At 58.3% G+C, this 6136-nt stretch carries 8 protein-coding genes and 1 pseudogene; all 9 read right to left on the bottom strand.

All coding sequences use genetic code 11. The features are described 5' to 3' along the window. Positions 1–2: 2 nt before the first annotated feature. Positions 3–1058 carry a non-homologous end-joining DNA ligase gene (ligD, locus tag WA845_RS21235; RefSeq protein WP_337322554.1) on the bottom strand — a complete coding sequence of 352 codons (1056 nt, stop codon included), beginning with the start codon at positions 1056–1058 and terminating at the stop codon, positions 3–5. A 64-nt stretch (positions 1059–1122) separates the two neighbouring features. Further along, positions 1123–1452, bottom strand: a complete 330-nt coding sequence (locus tag WA845_RS21240) for a hypothetical protein (protein WP_337322555.1) — start codon at positions 1450–1452, stop codon at positions 1123–1125. After that, the gene (locus WA845_RS21245; RefSeq protein ID WP_162700174.1) at positions 1436–1903 is read right to left on the bottom strand and encodes a hypothetical protein; all 468 of its coding nucleotides are present in this window, start codon (positions 1901–1903) and stop codon (positions 1436–1438) included. The genes WA845_RS21240 and WA845_RS21245 overlap by 17 nt, the downstream gene beginning before the upstream one ends. Positions 1904–1957: 54 nt before the next feature. Then, on the bottom strand, positions 1958–2272 hold the full coding sequence (locus WA845_RS21250; RefSeq protein WP_337322556.1) for a hypothetical protein: 315 nt from the start codon (positions 2270–2272) through the stop codon (positions 1958–1960). Beyond that, complete coding sequence (locus WA845_RS21255; RefSeq protein ID WP_337322557.1) at positions 2269–3348, bottom strand: N-acetylmuramidase domain-containing protein; 1080 nt, start codon at positions 3346–3348, stop codon at positions 2269–2271. The genes WA845_RS21250 and WA845_RS21255 overlap by 4 nt, the downstream gene beginning before the upstream one ends. A gap of 35 nt (positions 3349–3383) precedes the next feature. Beyond that, the gene (locus WA845_RS21260) at positions 3384–3755 is read right to left on the bottom strand and encodes a hypothetical protein (protein ID WP_337322558.1); all 372 of its coding nucleotides are present in this window, start codon (positions 3753–3755) and stop codon (positions 3384–3386) included. Continuing rightward, positions 3752–5398: a fusion protein gene (locus WA845_RS21265; protein ID WP_337322559.1), complete on the bottom strand. Its 1647-nt coding sequence runs from the start codon at positions 5396–5398 to the stop codon at positions 3752–3754. Before WA845_RS21265 ends, WA845_RS21260 begins: the two co-directional genes overlap by 4 nt. Then, entirely contained in the window at positions 5398–5625 is a 228-nt protein-coding gene (locus WA845_RS21270; protein WP_337322560.1) for a hypothetical protein, read from the bottom strand. Before WA845_RS21270 ends, WA845_RS21265 begins: the two co-directional genes overlap by 1 nt. A 2-nt stretch (positions 5626–5627) precedes the next feature. After that, a pseudogene (locus tag WA845_RS21275) lies at positions 5628–6136 on the bottom strand (phage tail protein); the annotation flags it as partial.

The following is a 6136-nucleotide window of genomic DNA, read 5'->3' on the forward strand; positions in this document are numbered from 1 at the left end:
GATTAATCAAGCCGGTACACGTCTGCGTTATCCAGCCTCTCTCTGAGGCCCTTGTAAGCCGCATGGCGGAGCTTTCGATCGGGCGTCATCTGGCGAAACTCAATCTCAGCAATAAGCGTCGGCTGCACCCAAACGACCCGACGCCGGCCGGAATAGGCTACAGGCGGTTTCTTTTTCCTCCAAGTGAGCTTGTCGAGCGTGCGACGCAGTTCGTTTGCGGCGCGCTCCTTAAATCCCGTGCCGACGCTGCCAACATAGCGCAGCTCGTCACCGTCATATGCGGCCAGCAAGAGCGAGGCAAAGCCGCCGCTTGCCGACATGGACGGCTCGTAGCCCACGATCATGAACGGCTCTGACTGGACGCATTTCACCTTGATCCAGTCGCCAGTTCTACCGCTCCGGTAAGGACTGTTTCGATCTTTGCCAATGATCCCTTCCAGCCCGAGGCGACAAGCGTGCTCCAGCATCAAGCCGGGATTGTTGGTCTCCACCTCTTCCGATATCCGGATGGCACCATCGAAGCCGGTCAGCATTTCTTCAAGCATGTGCCGGCGGCTTCTATACGGCAGCTCGCGCAGATCGTGGCCATCGTGATAAAGGAGGTCGAACGCGTAGAGGATGGCATCCCCCGCCACCTTTTTGCCGCTCCTCGCGCCAACGGCACCCAAGCTGTTCTGAAGCGCATTGAAATCCGAGCGTCCCTGCTCGTCCAAAACAACCGCTTCGCCGTCGATGATGAATGACGCGGGCCCGAGATCGCGAGCCGCTTGTTCGATAGAGGGAAACCGAGCGGCCCAATCATAACCGCCGCGCGTCAAAATCCTGACGCCGCTCGCGTCGGCGTGGACCGCGAGCCGGTAGCCATCCCATTTGATTTCCCAGCCCCATTTGTCGCCTGAGGGAGGCTTTTGCTTTAGCAGCGCAAGGGCAGGCTCAACACGGGCCGGCATTGGCTCCAGCGGCAACGCCGGCTGGGCCGGGTCCCGACGACGTCTTGGCCGGGAGCGGAGAGGTTCATCTTGCCTCAGAAGAGGCTTGGGTGTTCTGGGCTTCTTCATACGGGAAGCCTACAGACGAACCCTTTACAAAATGTTCGGTGCACAATCTGGCTGTGGCGGTTGTTTAAGTCCGCCTCGCCAACTCCCGGTGAATCCTGAGCTCTTCCCTGATCCGGTCCATCTCAATCGCCATGTGCGACCAGTGCCTGCCTGTCTCCCTCATTGTCTCGTTCATATCCACAACAGCCGCCGTGTGAGCTTCTAGAGCCCTCGTGGCGTTGTTCAGCGCAGTGGGATCAACGATAACGGCAGCAACCTGCGCAGCTGCCGGGCTTTTATCTGGACGAGCATTCGCCCCAGAAGCTAAGCCGAAATAGCGCACCGCAAAAATCACCGCCAACGTTGCGCCAAAGACAACAAGCGCCAGCGGAGGAAGGTCAGCCAGTTTTTCCATTGCGTGCTTCCCCCTGGTCATGTGCCGCGCGGTGGATATTGATCAACTCCCCGATCGCGAAGAGTGGATAGATGGCGATCCACGTGCTGATGACCCCGGAAGATGCAAAAGCGTATGCGATGCCTGACCAGATCATGCAGCCAGCCGCTGCCGAGAACTGTCGTATCTGTGGTGTGACGTTCTTTTTTGCGCCATTAATGACGAGTCCAATGATACGCAGGCACCCGACGACAAACATAACCCAACCGAGAAAATCCTCGGAAGGCACTATTTCGGTAAAGCCCATGAAGGCTGGTTGATTGAATGTTTGGGATGGAAGCAGAAGAACCCAGCCAAAACAAATCAGGTGGCCCGCCATGAACCACTCCATCATACGTGGCCCGAAACGGTGCTGGATTCTTACCCACATCCCCGCGCCCTGATATCCGCTCTCCATCGCAATCACTTCCAACAGCCTTGTTTCGTGCCGTGCGCATTGTGGCTCGCCACCTGGTTGGCGAACTGCCTATCGTCCATTGTGATCTTGACCGCTGTTTCGAGCGTCGGCTGAAGCTTGCTCCACCCGGCGCACACACTCGACGCGTTCCTCGTCTGGCAGCCCGAAATGGCGACACAGCTCAGCAGCAGCGGAAGAATTGATTTCCACATTGGTATCGTTCCTTGATTGCAGGACTTCGACGGTCTTTGCCAAAGCCTCTGTGGCGGCCTGTGAGCGGCCTTCTCGTTTGCCCAGCCAGTAGGAGCCGGAAGACAGCAGAACGGCGCATAGAAGGCCGCCACCGGCGATTTTGATCCAGTTGGGGATGAGAGCCCAGATCATGCCTGTTCCACCGTCTGCTTGCTCTTCCACCAGCCGTAGACGCCCCAGATCGTAAGACCGAGACCAATGGCGCCGGAGACGGCCAGCATGCCGTTAGCGATCGTGTTCGCCAGATCCGAGTTGATCCCAGTGACATAGGTCGCGAGTTCCGCAATCTGATCACGGGCTGCGGTGACCAAAGCGAGAGGGCCGAAGTTGCGAGCGGCGTTCTTGACCTCTGGAACCTGAGCGATTCCGAGGTTCCCCGGCTTCTCATCCGGCGATACCTGAAACTCTTTCAGCTTGCGCATGGTCTGCGGACCTGCAACGCCGTCAGCGTTCAGGCCATTCTCATCCTGAAACCGGCGAAGCGTGCGATCCGTGGCGGGGCCGAAGTCACCATCGGCCGTAACGGGATAGCCGGCACGCGTGAGAAGCACCTGGATTTCACGAACCCCTGCCCCCTTGGAGCCGAGACGCAACATGCCGGCGGCGCCAGATACGGGCGGTTCCTTTTTGGCATAACGCTCATAGGCGGCGGCCATCTTCGTGTCGTAGGCGTTCTTCTTGTAGGCGGGACCATTATAGCCGCGGGCGAACCCGGCCCAATCCTTGCGATTGAGAGCGCCGAGAAGGTTGTTGGCCTTGATGAACCGAACCATCAGGTCAACCTGGCCTTCCACGCCGCTGCGCGCTGCCTCAAAGAGGTCTACGACCGATGGATAGCCCAACGCCTTCCAGTGGCTCCCCATGACCTGCCCGACGCCAAAGGATGTGCTTTCCAGTGCAGCCTGCTTGTCGATCGTCATCGCACGCCCAAGGAGCTGCCAGCGGGCTTTCTGTGAGGCTGGGTTCTTCACGCCACCGACGGTCGGAGATGCAAGCCCAAGGCGCCGAGCCTCATCGCGTCGAGACGCCGTCACCAGCCGGTCGAAGTAATGACCTTCGAAACGGATCACCGGCATTTCCTTGCCGTCGATATCGGCAAAGACAACACCGTTGCTCTCGACTTCGACAACAGCCTTCAGCGCCGCCGGGTCAATACCGTGCACGCTCGCAACTCGCTCAATCGAGCGCGCGACATCAGCCTTCAACATGAGGCTTCTCCTGATTGTGGGTTATGGGTGCCGGGTTACGCTGCCGGCCAAGCGATCGGAGAGATTTCTGTAAGGAACTGCTCAACGGTCGGCTGTTCGCGCTGGCCTGCCTGAACCTTGGCCAATTCCCCGTATGCGTAGAACCAGACGTTATCGCGCCATGCGACGAAGGCTTGCGCTTCCGCCGCCCACTTCGGCTTTGTAGAACCGATGTAGGACGCCAGCGTTACGCCGTCGCGAAACTGACGCTCACGCGCCGTGCTATCGACAAGGTTCTGGATGGCGTTTTCGTAGTCGGTGATAGTGGGTGGTGGGGCAGAGTTGGATTCGAGATCTGCAATCTCTTCTGGCGTCAGCGGACGTTCAGTGACATCTCCAGTGAGTCCGTCAAGAATTTGAATATTCATCCCCGAATCCCTTCGAAGTAAAATTGTCCATAAGTGAAGTTCCCAGCGGAGGTCACAACACGCAGTGCATTCCTTGCAGTGGATCCGACAATTTTTTGCCCCAAAAGGCGAATTGCTATTGAACCCGTATCGAACGCATTGTGGCTGACGGCGTAACCATGTCTTGCTTTGTTGAAGCCTGTTAAAACAGTTTGGCTTCCAGATGCACCATTGCCGATCAGAACACCCAAAAGCCCACCTACGCCACCCACGACAGTGCCAGCCGATGTCCCATCCACCAACGAGTACGGATACGAGGCAGTCGCGGTGAGAAATGTGGCGCCGTTATCGGTCGATACTTGGATAACCGCATAGTCGGAGGCGCCAGTGGCGAAATCGCTTGTGCATCGGATCGCACGGAACACCGATAGATTGTTTACGATCCCCGCCGACTGCCCCGCCAAGTCGAGCGAGCCAATCGGTTCCCAACCACCGAGCAGTTGATTGGCTTGAGCGGGGGTGAGGTCTTCGACGTTACCCGTTCCCGCTGTCAGGCGCCCCTTGATCGCAGGAGCTGCGAGCTGCGACAACAGTGCATTGCCGACTACGTTGTTAGGCGCCTTCTTGAGAAGCTTCCCTGTCGTATCGGCAAAGACAGCCAAGTCATTGACCGCAACGCCACCGGCAGGCCCAACAACATCACCCGTGCCCGTGCCATCCGTACCCTTACGCGCCAGCAGCCGCCAATAAGCGTTGCTTTCGGTCGGCAATACCGGCGGCGCATTGCCTGTGGTCGGCTGAAGCGCAAGCCACGTCGAGCCGTTATTGAGAACGATGTCATTCGCCTCATAGGCCGTCGCGCCGTTGTAAGCGCCGCGATCCACGACACCCGGAGTGCCGGAGCGAGCGAATAGAAGCCACTGCGTGTTCTCGGTTGTCGGAAGCGTCGGCGGCGCGTTGCCGGTTGTCGCTACCTTGGCGATCCACGTCGATCCGCCGTACTGCACGATATCGCGGATCGCGTAGGCCGTGCCCGAACTGTAGTTGCCCCGCTGATTTACGCCAGCGGGACCAACGGGACCGGTTAAATAGGACGGCGCGCTCCAATCGCCCGACGTAGCCGAGTTCTTGAAGTATAGCGCCGAACGGCCGTCTCCAATATCGATGACGAGGACGGCGAAACCAGCGGCGGCACCGTTGTACGCCGCCCTCCCCGCAAGGTTCGGCACAAACACATCATAATCGACGCCCTGAACCAGAGCGGCTTTGTTGATCGTGCCGAAGACACCCGGTCCAATCCCAATCGGAATGTCGTCCGTGCCAACCGAGATTTCAGATAGGCTGTCGAGATTGCCATTCGACAGTGAAGCCAGCAGTCGGCGCATGGCCTCAACCGCTGCAATCGTTGGCGACGTAAGCTCGACCTTGTAAGGCGCATCAGTCTGCGCAGGACCGGGCCAATCATCAGCAAGCAACAGTTCGGTATCGCTGATGATCTGCTCAATGACGATCGGGCGGCCGACGTGAATACCAAACTTGTCGCCAGCCTTGATCGGGGTCAGTCCAGCAACCTCCGTCAGCCAGCCCGTATCCGCGCCGGTCACAGTGCGAGAGCCTACAGCGACGGTAGCCGTGCCGTCGCCGTACCAGGTGGTGTTAGCCATTATTCGGATGCTCCGTTACCGGTGTCGACGGCGTCGCCCTCGCCTTTCGCAAGGCGCAGATCGGCTTCAAGGCCGTTAATCTTGTCGAGAAGGATCTGGTTTTCCTGCTTCTGCATGGCGAGGTGTTGCCCGAGCAGCAAGGTCCGCTGCTTGAGAAAGCCTTCGCGCACTTCCGCTTCTTGCAGTGCGACGAGCGCGTCGACCTGCATCGTGTTGCCGGTTGTCATGATTACCTCTTGAAAGTGTAAGCGACCAATTCCATCCCGCTCCATTCACTCGAGCCACCGCCGCCAAATTCAACGCGGAAGGTCGTCTGTGTTCGACCGGAAGGAGGGGTAAAAAGCTTAGACCAAGTAACTATTTGCCCCGCCCCCGGCGAGGAGTATTGTGCGAGCACACCCACGGAGGCGAGGACCTGCCCTCCGGTCTGATCGCGCAATTCCACCGCCGTTTGGAGTGAAGTGTTGGGGGCATTGGTACGAAGCAGCCCCCTAAATTCCACCTTGATTTTCGGTGAGCCTACTCCGTGATTTGCAACAATGTTGAGGAAAACACTCGATCCTGAAACAGTCCCGCTCTCCGCAAACTCGATGTTTGTGATCGCCCCAGGATCAATGTTAGATGTCCCAACCGTAAGCGTGCCAATGTAGGCGTTCGAAATATCGACGTTGCCCAATACCGAGGAAAATGCCGAAAGCGTATTTGCCCTGATGTCGTTGGCGTAGAGAACGCCGTCCT

The organism is Agrobacterium sp. CMT1, assembly GCF_037203725.1.
Lineage (GTDB): Bacteria > Pseudomonadota > Alphaproteobacteria > Rhizobiales > Rhizobiaceae > Agrobacterium > Agrobacterium pusense.

Bases quoted from the DNA above. Each gene is read 5' to 3' on its own strand.
- WA845_RS21270 (WP_337322560.1), bottom strand. From the start codon at position 5,625: ATGACAACCGGCAACACGATGCAGGTCGACGCGCTCGTCGCACTGCAA.
- WA845_RS21255 (WP_337322557.1), bottom strand. From the start codon at position 3,348: ATGTTGAAGGCTGATGTCGCGCGCTCGATTGAGCGAGTTGCGAGCGTG.
- WA845_RS21260 (WP_337322558.1), bottom strand. From the start codon at position 3,755: ATGAATATTCAAATTCTTGACGGACTCACTGGAGATGTCACTGAACGT.
- WA845_RS21250 (WP_337322556.1), bottom strand. From the start codon at position 2,272: ATGATCTGGGCTCTCATCCCCAACTGGATCAAAATCGCCGGTGGCGGC.
- ligD (WP_337322554.1), bottom strand. From the start codon at position 1,058: ATGAAGAAGCCCAGAACACCCAAGCCTCTTCTGAGGCAAGATGAACCT.
- WA845_RS21265 (WP_337322559.1), bottom strand. From the start codon at position 5,398: ATGGCTAACACCACCTGGTACGGCGACGGCACGGCTACCGTCGCTGTA.
- WA845_RS21240 (WP_337322555.1), bottom strand. From the start codon at position 1,452: ATGGAAAAACTGGCTGACCTTCCTCCGCTGGCGCTTGTTGTCTTTGGC.